Source organism: Paenibacillus sonchi (genome assembly GCF_016772475.1).
Classification (GTDB): domain Bacteria; phylum Bacillota; class Bacilli; order Paenibacillales; family Paenibacillaceae; genus Paenibacillus_AQ; species Paenibacillus_AQ sonchi.
Genome location: NZ_CP068595.1, coordinates 546,092 through 564,032, shown reverse-complemented (window position 1 = coordinate 564,032; position 17,941 = coordinate 546,092). Strand labels below are relative to the sequence as shown.

General features: G+C 54.2%; 13 protein-coding genes, 1 tRNA gene, 2 pseudogenes and 1 other annotated feature. Of the genes and pseudogenes, 12 read left to right on the top strand and 4 right to left on the bottom strand.

The annotated features are described in order from the left end of the window. Positions 1 to 6: 6 nt before the first annotated feature. The 8 genes and pseudogenes from JI735_RS02540 (at position 7) to JI735_RS02505 (ending at position 7,758) form a co-directional block, all read left to right on the top strand. Positions 7 to 744, top strand: a complete 738-nt coding sequence (locus JI735_RS02540) for an N-acetylmannosamine-6-phosphate 2-epimerase (RefSeq protein WP_411830035.1) — start codon at positions 7 to 9, stop codon at positions 742 to 744. Then, positions 722 to 1,549, top strand: a complete 828-nt coding sequence (locus tag JI735_RS02535) for a MurR/RpiR family transcriptional regulator (protein WP_039838087.1) — start codon at positions 722 to 724, stop codon at positions 1,547 to 1,549. Before JI735_RS02540 ends, JI735_RS02535 begins: the two co-directional genes overlap by 23 nt. 31 nt (positions 1,550 to 1,580) lie before the next feature. Beyond that, positions 1,581 to 2,513 (top strand): ROK family protein, encoded by a 933-nt coding sequence (locus JI735_RS02530; RefSeq protein ID WP_051052159.1) that lies wholly within the window; start codon positions 1,581 to 1,583, stop codon positions 2,511 to 2,513. Further along, the gene (locus JI735_RS02525; protein WP_202677016.1) at positions 2,510 to 4,099 is read left to right on the top strand and encodes an FAD-dependent oxidoreductase; all 1,590 of its coding nucleotides are present in this window, start codon (positions 2,510 to 2,512) and stop codon (positions 4,097 to 4,099) included. Before JI735_RS02530 ends, JI735_RS02525 begins: the two co-directional genes overlap by 4 nt. A 221-nt stretch (positions 4,100 to 4,320) precedes the next feature. Then, complete coding sequence (locus tag JI735_RS02520; RefSeq protein ID WP_039838084.1) at positions 4,321 to 4,755, top strand: NfeD family protein; 435 nt, start codon at positions 4,321 to 4,323, stop codon at positions 4,753 to 4,755. Beyond that, entirely contained in the window at positions 4,755 to 5,690 is a 936-nt protein-coding gene (locus tag JI735_RS02515; protein ID WP_020426291.1) for an SPFH domain-containing protein, read from the top strand. The genes JI735_RS02520 and JI735_RS02515 overlap by 1 nt, the downstream gene beginning before the upstream one ends. Positions 5,691 to 5,832: 142 nt before the next feature. Then, positions 5,833 to 6,290, top strand: a pseudogene (locus tag JI735_RS02510) (cupin domain-containing protein). Positions 6,291 to 6,921: 631 nt separating this feature from the next. Then, positions 6,922 to 7,758, top strand: a complete 837-nt coding sequence (locus JI735_RS02505) for an aldo/keto reductase (protein WP_039838082.1) — start codon at positions 6,922 to 6,924, stop codon at positions 7,756 to 7,758. A gap of 127 nt (positions 7,759 to 7,885) precedes the next feature. Here JI735_RS02505 and asnB read toward each other — a convergent pair. Continuing rightward, a pseudogene (gene asnB / locus JI735_RS02500) lies at positions 7,886 to 9,729 on the bottom strand (asparagine synthase (glutamine-hydrolyzing)). 143 nt (positions 9,730 to 9,872) lie between these two features. Here asnB and JI735_RS02495 point away from each other — a divergent pair. The 3 genes from JI735_RS02495 (at position 9,873) to JI735_RS37680 (ending at position 10,847) form a co-directional block, all read left to right on the top strand. Further along, a complete protein-coding gene (locus tag JI735_RS02495) occupies positions 9,873 to 10,229 on the top strand; it encodes a hypothetical protein (protein ID WP_039838080.1) in 357 nt (118 codons plus the stop codon). Positions 10,230 to 10,456: 227 nt separating this feature from the next. Then, positions 10,457 to 10,530, top strand: a tRNA-Arg gene (locus JI735_RS02490). Between the two features lie 227 nt (positions 10,531 to 10,757). Then, positions 10,758 to 10,847 (top strand): putative holin-like toxin, encoded by a 90-nt coding sequence (locus tag JI735_RS37680; protein WP_411830034.1) that lies wholly within the window; start codon positions 10,758 to 10,760, stop codon positions 10,845 to 10,847. Positions 10,848 to 11,128: 281 nt separating this feature from the next. Here the strand turns inward: JI735_RS37680 and JI735_RS02485 are convergent, their stop codons facing one another. Together JI735_RS02485 and JI735_RS02480 are read right to left on the bottom strand one after the other, a co-directional pair. Then, on the bottom strand, positions 11,129 to 12,991 hold the full coding sequence (locus tag JI735_RS02485) for an arginine--tRNA ligase (RefSeq protein ID WP_039838079.1): 1,863 nt from the start codon (positions 12,989 to 12,991) through the stop codon (positions 11,129 to 11,131). A 75-nt stretch (positions 12,992 to 13,066) separates the two neighbouring features. Beyond that, positions 13,067 to 13,287 (bottom strand) — a binding site (T-box leader). A gap of 223 nt (positions 13,288 to 13,510) precedes the next feature. Beyond that, the gene (locus JI735_RS02480; RefSeq protein WP_020427181.1) at positions 13,511 to 13,819 is read right to left on the bottom strand and encodes a hypothetical protein; all 309 of its coding nucleotides are present in this window, start codon (positions 13,817 to 13,819) and stop codon (positions 13,511 to 13,513) included. 197 nt (positions 13,820 to 14,016) lie between these two features. Here JI735_RS02480 and JI735_RS02475 point away from each other — a divergent pair, with 197 nt between their 5' ends. After that, on the top strand, positions 14,017 to 14,376 hold the full coding sequence (locus JI735_RS02475; RefSeq protein ID WP_039838078.1) for a hypothetical protein: 360 nt from the start codon (positions 14,017 to 14,019) through the stop codon (positions 14,374 to 14,376). A gap of 169 nt (positions 14,377 to 14,545) precedes the next feature. Here JI735_RS02475 and JI735_RS02470 read toward each other — a convergent pair whose 3' ends face one another. Next, positions 14,546 to 17,899: a DEAD/DEAH box helicase gene (locus tag JI735_RS02470; protein WP_039838077.1), complete on the bottom strand. Its 3,354-nt coding sequence runs from the start codon at positions 17,897 to 17,899 to the stop codon at positions 14,546 to 14,548. Between the last annotated feature and the right edge of the window lie 42 nt (positions 17,900 to 17,941).

The window sequence follows — 17,941 nt, the reverse complement described above, 5'->3', positions numbered from 1 at the left end:
GAAAAGTTGACTACAAGAGAGAGGGTGGGGACCCTGAATACAATAATACAGAAGCTGCATCACGGACTGATCGTATCCTGTCAGGCACTTCCGGGTGAACCGCTGTATGGTGCCGAAATGATGGCACGTATGGCAGCGGCTGCTGAGGAAGGGGGCGCGGTTGGCATCCGGGCTAATGGTGCCGCGGATGTCCGCGCCATCAAGAGCGCGGTTTCACTGCCTGTTATCGGCATTGTAAAGAGGGATTATCCGGATTCGGCGGTGTACATCACCCCGACGCTAAGAGAAATAGAAGAACTGCTTGAAGCAGGAGCCGATATGATCGCGTTGGATGCGACTGGGCAAAAGAGACCGGAGAACTGCACGCTGGAGCAGATGGTCGCCTTTTTGAACCGGAACGGAACGGCTTCAATGGCCGATATTTCGATTCTGGAGGAGGCTATCCATGCTGAAGCCCTAGGGGTCAGCTGCGTCTCAACAACACTCTCGGGTTATACACCGTACTCCCTTCAACAGGAGGGCCCTAACTTTGAACTGCTGCAAAAAGCGGTTGAGCGTTTATCGATCCCTGTTATCGCTGAAGGCAGGATGATTGAGCCGGATCAGGTCCGGAAGGCCATGGATTTGGGTGCGTATGCAGCAGTGGTGGGTTCAGCCATAACAAGACCCCAGTTGATTACAGGGCGGTTTGCGGCAGCAATAAGAAGGGTGGAAATGAACAATGGAAATGACAGACCGGATTAATACGTATTATCCCTCCATGACCAAATCAGAGCAGAAGGTGGCCAAATGTGTTCTTGAGCACCCGGATAACCTGATCTACCTTTCTGTAACAGAGCTCGCGGATTTTGCCGGTACAGGAGAGACGACGGTTATGCGTTTCTGCCGCAAAATCGGATTCAAGGGCTACCAGGATTTTAAGCTGATGCTTGCCCAAGGGCTGCCGAAGCAGCAGGCCCCTTCTGGAAGGGATGGCGGGGACGCGGATGATGCGACGCTTCTGTACGAGTCGATGGTCAACATTCTCCAGTCAAGTCTCGGTATGCTGGACCGTGAACAGCTGGAGGAGTCGATTAATCAAATCGATGCGGCGCGCCACGTGCAGTTTTTTGGAGTGGGCTCATCGGCCATTACCGCACTGGATGCCAAAAACCGCTTCCTGCGGATTGGAAGACGGGTTGAGGCGATTGCGGACAGCCACATCCAATCGATGATGGCTGTAACGATGGGCGAAGGGGATGTCGCCTTCGGCATCAGCGTCTCCGGAAGCACACTGGATACCAATGATATGCTGATGAAAGCGAAGCAGAACGGGGCAAAGGTTATTGCCATGACCAATTATGCCAAGTCTCCCATAGCGTCCATTGCAGATATCGTTCTCCTGACAGCCGGGAAGGAATCGCCTCTTGAAGGAGGGTCCATGGGCGCGAAAATCTCCCAGCTGTTCATTATTGACCTGATCTGTAAAGGGCTGGAGCGGAGGCATGCGGATGAGACGAAAAACATGAAGGAACTGACGGCAAGGGCTGTCATCGACCGAATCTATTAAGGGAAGCGATAGCGGTAAAGGAGGGAGAGGGATGAGGCAAGTCATCGGAGTGGATATCGGGGGTACGGCCGTCAAAGGGCTGGTGATTGACGAAGCTGGAGCAGTGTGGGCAGAAGCCAGGCGGGATACGGATGCCCGACAGGGCAGGGAAGCAATATTGGGCAAGCTGGAAGCGCTGGTCCGCGAGCTGCTGGAGGTCTGCCCCTTGGTCCAGGCAATCGGCATAGCTTCGGCGGGGAGAGTGAATACGGATACCGGACAGGTGGTGTATGCCACCGATAATCTGCAGGGCTGGCAGGGGCTTCACCTTGCCGAGTGGGCAGCCGGTGCCTTCAGGCTTCAGGCTGCCGCCGACAATGATGCCAATGCCGCGCTGCTGGGCGAAGCGTGGCTGGGAGCAGGGCGCGGACATCAGGACCTGGTTATGCTCACGCTGGGCACTGGTGTAGGCGGGGCTTATATGGTACACGGTACTCTTGGCCGCGGCATCCATTGGAACGGCGGGGAATTCGGACACAGCGTTCTGGTTCCCGGCGGCCTCCCCTGCAATTGCGGCAAGCAGGGCTGTGTGGAGCAGTATGTCTCGGGTTCCGCCCTGCTGCGGCTCGGACTGGAGCTGACAGGCCGGACCTATGGACATGGATCAGAGCTTATGGCCGATGCGCGGGCGGGGGATTCGGGCGCATTGCGGGTGCTGGAACGCTTCGCAGCAGATTTGGCGGTTGTGCTCAGCAATATCAGCGTCACATTTGATCCGGCACGCATCATCATTGGCGGAGGGGTTATCCATGAACGGGAAATATGGTGGCCGCTGCTGAAGAACAAGCTGAAGGATGAAGGTCTATCAGAGCTCCTTGCGGCGGCTGAACTCGGGAACCGGGCCGGTTGCTTTGGGGCGGCCAAGCTCGTGCTGGAACGCTTCGGGCAGCTGCCGGCCGGCTCCAGGAAGGAGGACACAGCATGACCTTTGAACGCATAAGACCAAGCGATGTGATCATCATCGGCGGCGGGCTTGGCGGAACGGCGGCGGCTCTCGCCGCAGCCAAAGCGGGGATGCGCGTAATTATGACCGAGGAAACCGATTGGCTCGGCGGCCAGCTTACCTCCCAGGCGGTTCCGCCGGATGAGCACCGCTGGATCGAGAGCTCCGGCTGCACGGCATCTTACCGGGAGTTCCGCAACAGGGTGAGAGATTATTACCGGCGGAATTATCCGCTTACGGCGTCTGCCAGGAACAATCCGCTGCTCAATCCGGGAAACGGCTGGGTCAGCCGGCTTGCCCATGAGCCGAAGGTTGCGTTAAGCGTTCTGTACGAAATGCTGGCTCCCTATATAAATACGGGGCGGATTAAAGTGCTGTATCATACGGTGCCTGTCCATGCGGAGACAGCGGGAGATGAAGTGACGGAGGTGACGGTCCTGCATAAGGAGAGCGGGGCTGAAATCAAGCTGCATGGCGCATATTACCTGGATGCAACGGAATGCGGGGATTTGCTGCCGCTCGCCGGTGCAGAGCATGTGTGTGGTGCCGAATCACGGAATGAGACCGGGGAGCCGCATGCGCTGGAACAAGCGGACCCGCTCGATATGCAGTCGATTACGCATGTGGCTGCCGTCGATTATGTGCCGGACGGCGATTTCACGATAGACTGCCCTGAGGACTATGACTATTGGCGCCAGTATGTTCCCTCCTTTTCCCGGTACCCGATCCTCAGCTGGTACGCCTCCGATGCAAGTGACACAACCAAGCTGAAGCAGTTCACCATGTTTCCCAATGAAGAGGGAATTATGCCGCTCTGGGATTACCGGCGGATTGTCGATCCTTCCATCTGGAGCCAGCCGCTGAATGACGGCGAAGTAACCCTGCTGAACTGGGCGCTGAACGATTATTACGCCGGTCCGTTGATCGGAGTATCTCCTGGAGAACGGGAGTCGCATCTGAAAGGGGCCAGACAGCTGACGCTGTCCCTCGTCTACTGGCTTCAGACGGAGGCTCCGCGCCTGGACGGCGGGAAGGGATACCCGGGTGTGAGGTTGCGCGGGGACGTGCTCGGGACAGAGGACGGGCTTGCGAAGTCCCCCTACATCCGCGAAGCAAGACGAATCCGGGGGCTCTACACCGTTACCGAGCAGGATGTAAGCAAAGAGCTGCGCGGCGCGTTAGGCCCCATGCGCTATGAAGACAGTGTGGGTGTCGGCAGCTATCATCTGGATCTTCATCCCACCACAGTGTCCCAGCGCACATTCTACATTCCGAATCACCCGTATGAAATTCCGCTGGGCTCGCTGATTCCTGTACGTGTCACGAATCTGCTCCCGGCCTGCAAAAATATTTCGATGACCCAGATTGCGAACGGGTGCTACCGCTTGCATCCGACCGAATGGAACATCGGTGAGGCTGCCGGACTTCTTGCCTCCTACGCCTGCACGCGGCGTGTCCTGCCCCGCGAGGTGTACGAGTCTGAAGCCCATCTAAAGGCGTATCAGCAGCTCTTAACAGAGCATGGCGTTCAGCTTCACTGGAGTGAAGCCGAACTTGAGATGCAATAGCCGATAGGATAGCGGACAAGCTTGCAGCATGAGGCGATGCCTTCTCTGCGAGCTTTTTTTGTTGATTTTTATGAAGCAGGTTGATTGTGTCGTTCATAACCTTCCATCCGCTGAAATATAATGGCTATGCCGCACTGTATCCGGATTGCCAAAAAACTTATGCAACGTCATGCCGTTTTTTTCGTTATAGTAGTATATAGCGGAAGGTGGTGGGTTCACCGATGGTGGTCTGGGTGTTTTGGTTAATTGCAGCCGGTGTCCTGTTTGTCGTTGAAATGATGACGCTTACGTTTTATCTGCTCTGGTTAAGCATTGGTGCTCTGGCGGCTTGTCTGGTTTCGCTTTTGCTGCCGGATGCGATACTGCTCCAGGTTTTGGCAGGCTCGCTGGTTGCCCTGGTGTTGACGATTTTCTCAAAGCCGCTTGTGGCGAGATTCCGCAGTTCGAGGGGGTTCCAGGATACAGGGACGGATATTGTCGGCAGGCAGGGGTTGGTCGTAGAACCGATAGAGCCGGGACGGTATGGCCAGGTTAAGGTAGGCGGCGATACTTGGAGTGCAACCTCGATAGAGTCGCTGGGCAAGGATGAAGTGGTCAAAGTGGTCGGAAGAAGCTCTACAATTATTGAAGTAGTACGATGGGGGGATATGTATTGATGCAATGGGCTATTATTGGGATTATCGTTTTTGTTGTTGTCGTATTTGTAGCACTGACGGTCAAAATCGTACCGCAGCAGCGGGTAGGGGTTGTAGAGCGTCTCGGTAAATTCCACCGGCTGCTCACACCCGGTCTGAATGTTCTCATTCCGATCATCGACCAGGTGCGCACGTATCATGATTTGCGGATACAGCAGGCTAATGTGCCGCCGCAAACCGTGATTACCAAGGATAATGTGCAGGTGCAGATTGATACGATTATTTTCTATCAGGTAGTGGGACCGGAAGAAGCAACCTACGGCATTTCCGATTATGTATACGGGGTGCGCAACATCTCCACAGCCACCATGCGGCAGATTATCGGTAAGCTGGAGCTGGATGAAACCTTGTCCGGCCGGGAAAAGATTTCCTCGGATATCCGCCTGGCGCTGGATGAGGCGACGGAGAAGTGGGGCGTGCGGATCGAGCGCGTTGAGGTGATCGATATCAAGCCGCCGCTTGATATCCAGGAAGCGATGGATAAGCAGATGAAGGCCGAGCGCAGCAAGCGTGCGATTGTGCTGGAGGCGGAAGCCGCCAAGCAGGATATGATCCTGCGTGCTGAAGGTGACAAGCAGAGCAAGATCCTGAAGGCGGAAGGTGACAAGGAAGCGCGCATCCGGCAGGCGGAAGGCTTGCGGCAGGCACAGGAGCTGGAAGCGCTGGGGCAGGCCAAAGCGATCCAGGCGGTAGCGGAAGCCGAGAAATCGCGGATTGAACTGATCGGCAGTGCGGGGCTGGATGAACGGGTGCTGGCCTATCAATCCTTTGACGCGCTGACCGAAATCTCCAAAGGCGCGGCCAACAAGGTGTTCTTGCCTACCAGCGCTGTTGAAACACTGGGCACGCTGGGCGCCATGGCCGAGGTGTTCAAGGCCAGCAAGGAAAGCAAGTAAGCCGGAGATTTTACAATTGCGGCACATTCCGTTAAAGTAAAAGCAAAACGAAGCGTAATGCTTACGAAGCAGTTTTGCCGCGCATAACTTAAGCTTATGCTTACGATGCCAGTTTTGCTGCGCAAAACTTTAAGGAGAGAATATGGTGACGCAAAAAGAAATTTCGCCGCTGGTAGAAGCGCTGGGGCTGCAGCCCCACGTGGAAGGCGGCTGGTACAAACGGCTGTGGAACGCTCCCTTTGAAATCCCGCAGGAAACGCTGGGGAGAGCTATTCCGGGCCAAGAGCCTCGGCCTCTTCCATTTATTTTTTGCTGCATGCGGATGAAGCCTCGGAGTGGCACACGGTGCTCTCCTCCGAAATCTGGCTGTGGCATTCCGGCAGCCCGATTGTCCTGAGCCTTGGGGGCACCGGCGACAAGCCGGAGAACGTGACCGAGGTGATTCTCGGCCTGGATGTTGCTGCCGGCCAGCAGCCGCAGGTTGTGATTCCGCCAGGGGTATGGCAGGCTGCCCGGCCGCTTGGGGAAGAACCGGTGCTGGTCTCCTGCATTGTATCCCCGGAGTTTCATTTCGATGATTTCAGGCTGATCGGGAAATAAGTAAGTTAAAGGGTAATGGGGGTGTTCCAAAAGCCATAAACGGCTGCTTGGGACACCCCCATTTTCATAGGATATTGGGGCCCTGCAGAGACCCCGCTTTGTGGGGTATGATCTTAATGGTTCAAAACCGGACTGGAGACAAATGGCACTAGAAGCTATGCAGTACGGATGCTAAGTGGAAAAAGTAGAGCTAATCAGCGGAATTTTGCTGCTCAATAGGAGTTAGTGGGATTTTGTACACTTAATTTAGGCGGAATCTGCTCAAAAGCCCCTAATCGGGCGGATTAGTTTTACTTTTTCCCACTATGGATGAGTTTAGGCGCTTGACGGGGCGGATTAAGTTTACTTTTTCCACTTAGGTCTGTAAATCTGCTGTGATTAGGCCGCCACGGCTGACCAGGACCGGCAATTAGCACATTAAAGTTCGGTTGATGCTGTACTTGGTGTACTAGGTGTACTTGGTGTACCTGGGACAGACTGGCGTTATCTTATGTATTTTGGTATCCTGTTCACGAACTGTTATACTATTTTTGGAAATGGCTGATTATTAGGGCGTTTTTAAGGTTAAAGGAAGTTTGTTCACGTATCAGATCCGTGTCCGCTTAACACCACTACGTTTGGAGGGGTAACAATGACTGAAGCAAACGGACCATTTACCGGAGGACCTACGTTAAACGATGGGGCAACCATGCCTTGGCTGGGGCTTGGCGTGTGGCAGGCGAAGGAAGGCGACGAAGTGATTCATGCTGTGAAGACGGCATTGGAGACAGGCTACCGCAGTATTGATACGGCTGCCGGATACAAGAATGAAGAGGGTGTCGGACAGGCTATCCGTGAATCCGGTGTGCCCCGGGAAGAATTGTTCATTACGACCAAGCTGTGGAACGGGGATCAGGGTTATGAGTCGGCACTGAAGGCTTTTGAGGTCAGCCGCAAGAAGCTTGGACTGGAGGTTCTTGATCTGTATCTGATCCATTGGCCGGTGGCCGGCAAGTACCGTGAATCCTGGAAGGCACTGGTGCATCTGCAAAAGGAGGGGCTCGTCAAATCCATTGGCGTGAGCAACTTCCAGCCGCATCATCTGCAGGATATCATCGATGATACCGGAGTGGTGCCAGCCGTGGATCAGGTTGAGTTCCACCCGCTGCTGACCCAGCGCGAGCTGCTGAAGTATGCGAAGGCACATGACATCCAGGTAGAAGCCTGGAGCCCGCTGATGCAGGGCAATCTGGATCTGCCGGTGCTGAAAGAGCTGGCTGGTAAATACGGCAAAACCCCGGCGCAAATCGTGCTCCGTTGGGATCTGCAGCAGGGCGTCATCACGATTCCGAAATCCGTGCACGCCGAACGCATTGTGGAAAATGCCGGATTCTTCGATTTCACGCTCAGCGATGAGGACGTCAAGGTGCTTGAGGATCTGAATCAGAATCACCGCTTCGGCCCGGACCCGGATAATTTCAACTTTTAAGCTGTTAAGCGGTATAGACAGCATACAGAAAGCCAAAGAACAGGTCTCCCTCGCGGGGCCTGTTCTTTGGCTTGAGTTTTTTTATGAGTAAAGGGCAGGTAAAGGCAGGAATCTGCCCAGCGCTATTTTACCCGATCGAAACGTTATATTTGCGCAGCCATAGGTTAACCTGGGCCAGGTAAGCAAACAGCTGCGGGCCGGACATCAGCTGGCCGAACCAGGGCAGATTGCTGGACGATTCCGGGGATGCGGCGATCTCACGGATTTTGGCGGCGTCTATTAATGGAAGAATCGGCGACGATGAATCATCCAGGATGTTAAGCATCTGCGCCCGTACTGCGTTTAAGTAGGCCGGATTATGCGTTTTGGGATACGGGCTTTTTTTGCGGTAGAGCACATCGTCCGGCAGAATGCCTTCCAGCGCTTTGCGGAGGATGCCTTTTTCCCGGTTGCCTACGGTTTTAATTTCCCAGGGAATGTTGAAGACGTATTGCACCAGCCGGTGGTCGCAGTAAGGCACGCGGACCTCCAGGCCAACCCCCATGCTCATCCGGTCTTTGCGGTCCAGCAGGGTAGGCATAAACCGGGTAATGTTCAGGTAGGACATCACGCGCATTTGCGCCTGTTTGCCGGCCTCGCCGTCAAGCTTTGGCACCTCTGCCACCGCGTCGCTGTACCGGTCACCCAAATACTCCAGCGGGCGAATCCATTCCCGGATTTCCGGGACAGCAGCTCTGTGCGCATTTTGGGAGCGACTGACCAAGGGAAGGTGCCGGAAGACAGCATTTCCTCACGGTGGAACCAGGGATATCCGCCAAAAATCTCATCAGCCGCTTCACCGGAAATAGCGACCGTGGCGTTCTTTTTGATCTCCCGGCAAAACAAATACAGCGAAGAATCCACATCGGTCATCCCCGGCAGGTCACGGGAGTAGAGGGCGTTATCCAGTGCCGTTACGAGCTCAGGGGTATCGAACGCCACATAATGGTGATTCGTCTTCAGCTCATCGACCATCCGCTTAATCCAGGGGCCGTCTGCGCCGGGCTGGAAGGAGTGGCTTTTGAAATGTTTGTCGTTATCGACATAATCGACGGAATAGGTGTTGACCTGGCCCTGGCCGGTACGGTTGTAATAGTCCACGGCGAGTGCGGTCAGCGCACTGGAATCCAGGCCCCCGGAGAGCAGCGAGCAGACCGGAACATCCGACACCAGCTGGCGCTCCAGTGTATCCTGCAGCAGGTCCCGGACCTTGGCCGCCGTTTCATCCACATTGTCGGTGTGATTGTAGCTCTCCAGCTCCCAATAAGCATACTTGCGGATTCCATTCCGGCTATAAATCATGGCATGACCTGGACGAAGCTCGAATATATCTTTATATACCCCATGTCCCGGTGTACGGGCCGGACCGATGATGAAAACTTCAGCCAGGCCTTCCGGTCCGACATTCGGCTTTACCTTGGGATGCTGCAGCAGCGCTTTGGGCTCAGAGCCAAAGACAAATACGTCGTCCACCTGGCTGTAGAACAGCGGCTTCACGCCAAGACGGTCCCGTGCCAAAAACACCTGATCGCGCAAGCTGTCCCAGACGGCAAACGCAAAAATGCCGTTCAGCTTTTCCGTACAATCCGGTCCCCATTCGATATAGGCATGGAGCAGAACCTCCGTATCGCATTCCGTGAGAAAATGATGCCCGCGCTGCTGGAGTTCAACTTTGAGCTCAGGGGCATTATATAATTCACCGTTATACACAATTGCGTACACCTTGTCGTCATGGCGGGCGATCATCGGCTGTGCCCCGTTCTCAGGATCGATGACGCTAAGTCTCCGGTGTCCGAAGGCGCAGGGGCCAGAGATCCACGTTCCAGCCGCATCCGGCCCGCGGTTCTCTAAGGTTTCAGTCATTTTTACGAGCAGTTGCGAGTGCTGTGTGAGGTCGCCGCGCCACTGGATAAATCCGGTTATTCCGCACATGATGCTTCATCCTCTCTTTTGTGCGATTGTTGTCCTTTCTTTTTTGCCAAGTAATACAGATATATGCCGAAGGAAGGCATAAAATGTATGTCCTTATCCGAACACTAAGGGAGAGGGAAATTTGCCAGGAGGGATGATGACCAGTGTATTACATTAAAGACGCCAAAATCCGCAGAATGACCGAATATGACGGGGCACCCTGCGCAGAAGTTGGCGTATTGCCCGGGGCTGTAGGCGATTCCGCACTTTTGGTGTACATTGTTGAGGACCGGCGCGAGGAAGGTTATGAAATTGTGCGCATTCTGACGAATGATGCCGATACTGCCACGGACTGGTTTGACAACAATTTGCATGATGCGTTTCAGGATGTGACGGTCAGCGCGTTCACGGGAAGCGCCATTATGACTCCGGAGGACGAACGTTCCAAGTTCCAGCAGGAGCTGCTCATTTTTGGGGATTTGAAAAAACAGCTGGAGGCGCATTTTCATAAGCTGCCCTAACGGGCAGGCTAATGAACGGCAGGAGCGCCTGCTGGATCTGCCCCGGCGGCGGGAGCTGGAGGAAGGGGCGCCTGGACTTCCTCTGCTTCCGCTCCGGGGGCAGAAATGCCGGAGTGAGGCGGACAGGCAAATTTTTGAGCAGCCCCTTGAAAAATTTGCCGAATACGTTATAATAAATAACGTTGCATTAATACATATGCTTTATGAGTCTTCTATTTTTCACATGTGTCCCGGTAGCTCAGCTGGATAGAGCATGCGCCTTCTAAGCGCACGGTCAGGGGTTCGAATCCCTTCCGGGACGTCACAAAGCAGCCTTCCTCCGGGAAGGCTGTTTGTACGTCTGGAGGATGAGAACCCCTGATGGTTCGTTGGAGCATAGGCACCGGGAGGCCCCGCTTCGCAATGTAAGTTGATTGGAAGCGAAATGTACATATGGTACATCTATCCATGCGGCTTAAAGCCATGATATAATAACTGGACAATGGAAGGCTTGCAAGGGCGGCTGGCTAATCCCCCGGAGGGGAGGTGATGCCTGTGGAAGTATACCAAGCATTGACGCTAATGATTTCATTTGCGGCTCTGGTTGTGTTAATCTTGTCTTTCCACAAAAAGAAATAGGCCGCCCTCTGTCCAGGATTGCGGCCTATTTCTGTGGGTAGTACCTGTCTGAGCCTCCGCCCTTAAAAGCGGCTATTGCAGGGGAGTCGTGTTAGCCGCACGACTCTTTTTGCATTGTACGGCTTTTCTAACTCAAATATACCACATTTTATTTAGTAAAGTAAAAATAAAAGTATTTATGCAAGCATTAATATAAGTACTTATGCAAGCATTAATAGTTCTACACTCAAGAGACAGATGTGCATCTGCTTCCGTATCGCTTTACAAGTGATAAGAACAAGCTACATCCGCTCTGGCTTCGGCAGTCCGAGCACCTCCAAGACCTCGCCGAGAGTGCTCTGGAAGCGCAAGGTGAGCCAGAGGCGGAAGCGGATGGAACTCTCCTCTCCCTTGAGGATCGGACAGGAGGAATAAAAATTATTGAACAGCGATGCCAGGGTATGAGCGTAGCTGCAAATCGTATTTGGCGTCAGCTCGCGGCCCGCCGTGTATAGGGTATCCTCCCAGGTGCTCAGCTGTCTCAATAGAGCCAGCTCGGCGGTGTCCAGCTGTGCCGGGAACCGGGGGACTGCTGTTAGCTCCGCCGGGTCCTCCGCTTTGCTGAGCACCCGGCCGGCACGCGCGTAGGTATACATCAGATAGACCCCGGTATTGCCGGAAATCTCTGTAGCCTGCTTGAAGTCGAATACAATCTCTGTGCCCAGATTGAAACGCAGCAGGTAGTAACGGATTGCGGCGGTGGCGATGAGCCGGCTGGAGAGGCCGGTTGCGTCGGAGCGGGCGGCTTCGATGCTGCTTTCCATAAGCCGGACGAGATCCGCCACCTTGACGCCGATCCCCTGACGGCCGGACATGGCGTAGGAGCTTTTGCCATCCGAGGTATCAATGCCAAGCCCGGCGGCGGAAGCCGGACTGAGTGAAACTACACCATAGCTGACATGATGCAGCTTCTCTGCCTGCGCAGTGAAACCAAGGACCTCCAATGCCTGCTTTACCATGGCCTGCGGATACTCCTGCCGGTAATCGATGACATTGACCACTCTGTCAGCCTCGCCGAAGGATTGCGGTGCTCCGGTCAACCCGGTGGTCCATAGGCCTGCGTTAAATTCGCTGTAGTTGAAATCTTTGTCCAGCAGTCCGAATTTCCAGAGATGATAGGCGATATCCTTGGCAGTGTAGGTCAAAATCCCGTTCGAACGCACCAGCACCTTGTCCTTCTGATGATCCTCCGAGCCGCTCTCCATCCCTTCACCTGCCGGTTGTTTTAGTATCCAGCATCCTGCCAGCTTGCCTTCCGTCTCCTGGACAAACATGTCGGTCTCTTTAAGCAGACCGGAAGCAGAGGACCAGAATCCCTCTTGTACAATACTGCTCTCCCAGACCAGCAGATCGTACTCTATGCCGAAGCTCCTCATTTCCGCGACATGCTCTCTAACGATCCGTTCAGCGGCCAGTTGGCCGAGCCAGGCCGTATTGCCGTGCCCCTCCTCCAGTTCATGGAGAATTTCTGTCCGTTGACGGATCATCTCAGGCTGCTCGGCATATTTCTTGTTAACCGCAGCATAAATATCCCAACAGTAGTCGCCGAAACGAACATGCTCCCCAGCCAGCGGTACACGAAGCAGGCCGACCACCGTATCCGCCAGCTGGTTGCCGAGATCATCCACATAATTGTGGACTTCAACGTTGTACCCTGTTTTCCGCAAAATCCGCACAAGCGCATCCCCAATGCAGGAGTTTCTCAGATGCCCGATATGAAGCGATTTGTTTGGGTTCACACTTGTATGCTCGATGATGACTTTTTCCCCGCTGCCCTGGGGCAGCTTAAAGGTCTGTCCGGCCCATTCCTGCCAATTGATGTACAGATTGATGAACCCCGGATTGGCAATTTCGATCCGCTGCACAATCCCGCCTGCAGCTCCTATCCGCTGAAATTCTGCGGTGATCAGCCCGGCGATGACCATGGGGGCTTTGCGCAGTTTTTTGGCCAATTGCATCGCGATATTACTGGAGTAATCACCGAAATCGGCATTCGGGGGCTGATCCAATAAGACTGTAGCGGGTTCTGCAGAGGCCGCGCCGAGGCTGTTGATTACGTTATCTGCACATTGTTCCAGCTGTTTTTGGATCCATTGGCTTAACATTGGTATACTCCTCCTTAAAAATTCAGCACAGCCGCCCATACAAGCGTCCCGGTAAACACAAAAAACCCCGTCTCTAAAAGAGACGAGGACATACGCGCTCGCGGTACCACTCTCGTTGCCGGACACAGGGTTCGGCCACCTCACAGGTTAACGGCCTTCAGCCGGGGCTTCCTACTGTTAGTTCAGAAGTCCATCTCCCGGGTGCGCTTCATGACTGGATCTGTACCGGCTTACACTCTCCCGGCTCGCTGGGGACTAGGGTCCAAGGTCACTACTTTCCCGTTCATCGAATGTAGATTGATTTTTATCAGTATAGCGAATTTTTGGCAGAAAGCAATAGGGTTGTTGCAAATTATCCGATCAATCCGCAGATGGCGCACCCGTCAGATTCTTAATGTCTGTCGAACCGTAAATCAGCAGGGCAATCACGATTATGAGCAGAATTCCCCCGGCAAAATCCTCTCCATCAAAGCTGTCCATCTGTAAGCGTCCTCCCTTTTCCTATGTTCACTCGGGCTTTTAGGAACTGTCGGCTTTTTTCTTCAGGGCGGTCATGATTTCGTTCAAGGTCAGGTTGCTGTTCTCGTCGAGAAAGCTGACCAGTTTATCCACGTTGCTGTTTGAATTTAAATCGCTCAAAGATTTATATTTACCAACCAAACTGACGAATAGGGAAGCGTCTCTGTACATTTGGACAGAATCGACCCTTAGCTTGCCGGTTAACAGCAGAGCAGCTACTGTATACTCCAGACCTTTAGGGATCTGCGTTTTGGAATTGGCTGTTTTTTTTCTTGCACCAGTGTTCTTTCCTTTACCAGGAGGGGGCATGGAACTCCCTTCTTCCGTAAAACGATCTATGAATACACTTTATGCGCCTCTGCTGATATTGGTGATTGAAGTCTGTCTTCTGTCCACACCGTTAACAGTGCGCTCGAATATTAGTATAGTGTGCGGCCAAGGATCCACGAGCTAGAGTCTGAGCTTCATAGATTGGAAATGCAGGTGAAAAGGAGGGATGGGACAAGATGGCTATATTATCAACGGGACCGATAGAAAACAATGCGGTGCTTGGGGTCAGACCCACACAGCAGTTGACGGTAAAAGTGTTATGCCGGAATACAGTGGATGCTGTCTCCGTGACGATTCAGGGTTATGTGCTTGGCGCGACAAGAACGCTGTATGTTAATGAAGTGCTTCATATCGCCCCTAATGAAGTAGTGACCAGGAATTATTTTGCTGATTTGGACGGCTTTGAATTTATATTTACAACCGGTCCTGCAGCGGCGGAAGCCGTAGGCATCTCAGTGTGGGGCAAACAATCATCCGGTCAGCTGGTGGATGCGCATCGGGTAGCCGAGCACGAGAACACTAGTCAGGATGCATAACTATAGGAAAAGCAGCTTTTTGCTTTTACAAATCAAATAGTAACAGGGATCTCTCTGGACTAAGGTTAAAGAGATCCCTGTTGTTTGTGCTATTATAACGGCTGAATTGTCCAGTGAGGCCAAGGGGGTGAGTATATACTTTTGCTGTCCTTTGTGTATCTTAACAGGGTCAAATCATCAGAATCTCACGGATATCCTGTTCGCTTAAGGCTGACAAGGCTTCCTGGCCCGGCTCTATAACTTCATCAATCAGGTTCTTTTTCTTCTGCTGCAGTTCGTACATCTTATCTTCTACGGTACCCTGGGCAATCAGCCGGATCACCTGGACCACCTTTTTTTGCCCAATCCGGTGTGCCCGGTCGGCAGCCTGCTGTTCAACGGCCGGATTCCACCACAGGTCATAGAGGATAACGGTGTCTGCTCCGGTCAGATTCAACCCCGTTCCCCCGGCTTTGAGCGAGATCAGGAACAGATCCCGCTCCCCTTCATTGAAACGTCCGCAGAGCTCCACCCGTTTAGAGGACGGAGTGTGCCCATCCAGATAGAAATGCGGAACCGCCAGCAGGCCCAGCTCGCGGCTGATCATGCCAAGCATCTCGGTGAATTGCGAGAAAATCAGCACCCGTTTGCCGGAGCTGCGGCATTCCCCGATGATCTCCAGCAATTGCTCGAATTTGCCTGAACCTCCGGCATAACCGTCAACAAAAAGCGCAGGATGGCAGCACAGCTGGCGCAGACGGGTAAGCCCGGCGAGCACCTTAATCCGTCCTTTGCCGAATCCGTCGCTGTCCAGATGCTTCAGCGCTTCCTTCCGCAGTCTGGCAAGATAGGCAACGTACAGCTTCTTCTGTTCCGGCAGCAGCTCAGAGGCCTGAAGAGTTTCAATCTTATCCGGCAGCTCTTTGAGCACATCGCTTTTCAGGCGGCGCAGCAGAAACGGCCGGATCCGCTTGGCCACGGTGTCTCTGGCCAGATCGTGGAAGGCTTTTTTGCCCGGGAACAGTCCGGGGAACACGACGCCGTAAATCGACCAAAGATCCTCCAGCGCATTTTCCACCGGTGTACCGGTAAGGGCGAAGCGGTAGCGTGCCTGGAGTGCTTTTACCGCCTGCGCGGTCTGGGTGGCATGGTTCTTGATCATCTGCGCTTCATCCAGAATGAGGGTATGGAAAGAACGCTTGACATACAGCTCCACATCCCGGCGCAGCAGCGGATAGGAGGTAATGAGGACATCACAGCCAGCGGTATTCCGCACGGTTTTGCTACGCACAGCCAAGCTTCCGTCGGCGATAGCCGCCCTGATCTGCGGAGCGAAACGCTTCAGCTCGTTCTGCCAATTGTAGAGCAGGGAGGCGGGGGCAACAATTAACGCAGGTTGTCCGGTCTGGCGGATATCCTCCAGCTCGGAGAGCAGAAAGGCGATGCTTTGCAGCGTTTTGCCCAGCCCCATGTCATCTGCCAGGATGCCGCCGAAGCGGTAATGGGCCAGAGTTTTCATCCACTGGAAGCCATACTGCTGGTAATCCCGCAGCACGGGGGCGAGTGTCTCCGGCACGCGAAAATCCAAGTTCTCCGGACTATGCATATTGGCCAGCAGCCGGCGGAAGGAACGGCCAATGCTGACAGCATCGGTTCCCCCTTTGCCGGCGTCAGCGTTCATATGCAGTCCCCGGACCAAAGGCAGGGAGAATTCCGGGCTTGTGATATCCACAGCATGGACCCCCAGCTCGTTCATCAGAGCGATGATTTCCTGAAGCTCGGCGGTTTCCAGCGGCAGCAGCGCTCCATCCGGCAGACGGTAGTATTTGCGCTTTTCCTGCAGGGACTTCAGCACCAGCACTATTTCCGACTCCGGAATGCCGTCCATGGCAAATTTGAAATCAAGCCAGTCGGTTTTTTCATTCCAGGTCAAGCTGGCTTTGGGGGTGTACATGCCGGTAACCAGCCTCTCCTTGACGGCAGTGGTGGCATAGACCTGCAGCAAAGGCTCCAGCAATGGAATCGTATGATACAGGAAGTCGTATTCCCCTTCTTCATCGCTCATGATATAGCCGCTTTCCGTTCTGGCAAAAGATTCATGCGCCATCAGCTCCAGAATCCGCCGCTCGGCTTCACCGTCCCGCATCAGAATGACTTCGTGCCCGCGTTCACGCGCCTGCTCGTCCAGCGGATTGATCATAATGGTCCCATACTGGAATTCCAGCCCGGCCAGCAGCCGGTCCCTTACCCGGTCCAGATAGAGCCGGGCTTGCAGCTGCGTCTGCACAATCCGGTCAGCGATCGAATCGGCGATATGAACCTGTCCCAGCTTTTTGAGGCCGGGAATCACCTTATCCATAAAAGGCTCCATCTGCCCCGGCGCGATATCGATCCCGCTGGTTCTGGATTCGGCCAGCATCTTCTTCAGCTCCGAGAGACGCCTGCATTCCTGTGCCGGCAGCTTCAGCAGCCTGCCTTCAGACAGCACAAGCCCGTAATCCTCCATGACCGTAATCTGCGCCAGCCCCTGAATGTCCAGGCGGTAGCCGTCACTATCAGCCTGATCGAACTGAAAACTCAGCGGCAGCAGCCCGTCGGCAATTGGAATGCCCGGGGTAAGCGTTTCGCCAATCTGCAAATAGACAGAAGGGGATGCGGCGAGCGCAGGGAGAAGAGACTCCCAGAAAAAAGGCGGAATGGCCAGCAGCCGCTCCCCGCCCAGGCTTCCCGAATACGACGAGTAGGGGCCGATGTTGTCACGGTACACCCGTTCGTTCAGAAGAATCTCAATCAGCTTCAGCAGCACCGCATTATCTTCCTTCGTGAAGCTGTGGAGGGCAGGATCATAGACGAAATGCTTGGAGAACTCAAAGGGCTCCCCGCGGTGGACACGTTCCAGGAACGCTCTTATTTTCTGGACGATGTAGAGGCGTTTCGGGCCAACCTTCAATTCAATGCCGAGCAGCCGGCTGCCAAAGTTATAGGAAAAGGGTCTGCAGATGACCTCCACCTGCAGCGGCGTTCTTATGTCTACGTAAGCTCCTGCACCGCTGGGGCGTTGGCGCGGGTTCTCGAACAACCCCAGCATGCTGCTTACCAGATGCCGGCCGCTTGGACCGGAAGTGGGCCCAGACGTGTTCCTGTCCGGTAAATCGCGGGGGAACAGTACACCCGTCTTTCCGGTAAAGACCTCAGGCTTGTTCCGGCCGGCAGTTGTCTCTTGCGCCGATAATCGCCCGTCTCCGTCCTCCTCGTACAGAATAGCCACCAGAACGGCGGCAATATGCTTGCAGAACGGTCCCCCGTTACGGTACACCGGACAGGAGCATTTCCCGTTAACATCCCCGTCGCTGTCTATCGCAAGCGTGATGTCGTAAGGTTCCCGCCCGTAGACCGTAGCCTGGTATTTGGAGTATTCCAATCCTTCATAATTTTCTACCGCAGCCAGCCGGACTTTTCCCGCTTCGTAATCCTCGGAGCCCCGTTCAAAAGCAGCCTTGCCGCACAGCAGCCGGATTACCCGTTCCGGCACATAAAAACTCACCGCTGATCACTTCCTTATACATTTCCTTAAGTCCTGAGTTCG